Source organism: Clostridium algoriphilum (assembly GCF_020443705.1).
In the GTDB taxonomy this organism is placed as follows: Bacteria; Bacillota; Clostridia; order Clostridiales; family Clostridiaceae; genus Clostridium_AD; species Clostridium_AD algoriphilum.
This window is the reverse complement of the sequence record NZ_JAIZZK010000096.1, coordinates 1-1308: the sequence shown is the minus strand read 5'-3', so window position 1 is coordinate 1308 and position 1308 is coordinate 1. Positions and strand designations below refer to the sequence as shown.

The 1308-nt window shown below is 34.0% G+C and carries 2 protein-coding genes; both read left to right on the top strand.

Annotated elements, in window-relative coordinates; all coding sequences use genetic code 11:
* Window positions 1-79: 79 nt before the first annotated feature.
* Window positions 80-394, top strand: coding sequence for an imidazolonepropionase (locus LGK95_RS22030; RefSeq protein WP_226127042.1), 315 nt, complete (start codon window positions 80-82; stop codon window positions 392-394).
* Window positions 391-1248, top strand: coding sequence for an IS3 family transposase (locus LGK95_RS22025; protein WP_226127041.1), 858 nt, complete (start codon window positions 391-393; stop codon window positions 1246-1248). Before LGK95_RS22030 ends, LGK95_RS22025 begins: the two co-directional genes overlap by 4 nt.
* Window positions 1249-1308: the final 60 nt, after the last annotated feature.

Sequence of the window (1308 nt, the reverse complement as noted above, 5' to 3'; positions counted from 1 at the left end):
TGAACTGAACCACTAAAAACGGACATTGCAAAAACACCCCCATTTGTAGGATAATAAAACTATGATTGGGGGTATTGTTATGTCAGCAGTAAAAGGCAAAAAACAGTTTGGTTCTGCAATTATAAATGAAGTTAAAGAAATGGTATCACAGGGGAAAACACAAAAAGAAATAGCAGAGTTTTTTGGCTTAAAAAATAAATTTGTAATCAAGCAACTTTTAAAACGTGAACGTAGAAAAGAAAATCGTATTGCCGTAGGCATAGTTCCTCGAGCAAAGGGTCGACCGAGAAAAATTGATGTTGTATCGGAACAAGGCAAAGATAATGAAATTAAGAGATTAAAAATGGAGATAGAACTACTGCGTTCTTTTCTTCAAATCACTGGAAGGAAGTGAAGCCATCAATAAAATATTTAGCAATTTATAGACATAAGGATAAATACTCTATTTCTGTGATGTGCGAGTTTTTTGAAATATCTCGTAGTGGATATTATGCCTATGTTGAACGAATGAACCAACCTAACAAAGACAAATACCTAATAGAATTAATTAAAGAATGCCAAGAAAAATCAAAAAGAACTTACGGATACCGTAGGGTCCATATATGGCTAAAACGGAAATATGGCATTGTTCTAAACCCTAAAACAGTACTAAGAGTTATGAATCGATATAATCTTCTTTCACAAATTAGAAGACGTAAGAAGTATCGACAGATGCAGCAACAGCTTCACAAATATGAAAATATTTTAAATCGTAATTTTACTGCTACTAAGCCAAACCAGAAATGGGTTACCGATATTTCTTATATCCATACCAACCAAGGTGTACTATATCTTTCTATGATTAGGGATTTATACGACAACACTATCATTGCATACAAAACTGGTACTGAACAAACAGTGAACCTCGTTCTTAACACTATCAGAGCCGCTAAAGACAAAGAGAAGGTCACTATAGGACTGCAACTCCATAGTGACCAAGGGTTTCAATACACTTCCAAAGGGTATTTTGACCTAACAAAAGAATATGACATAACACCTTCCATGTCAAGGCGTGGAAACTGTTATGATAATGCCTGCGCTGAAAATTTCTTTGGAATTCTTAAATCTGAATGCATTTATAGAACGAAGCCTAAAGATTTTCAGGAAGCTCGATTACTTATAGATGATTATATTTATTTCTACAACTATGAGCGTATTCAACTAAAAACAAAACTGACACCATATGAAAAACGGTGTCAGCTTACGTAAATTCAAGATATTCTATGGTAGGGGTTTATTTTTAGTGTCCATTAACCATGGTTCAGTTCA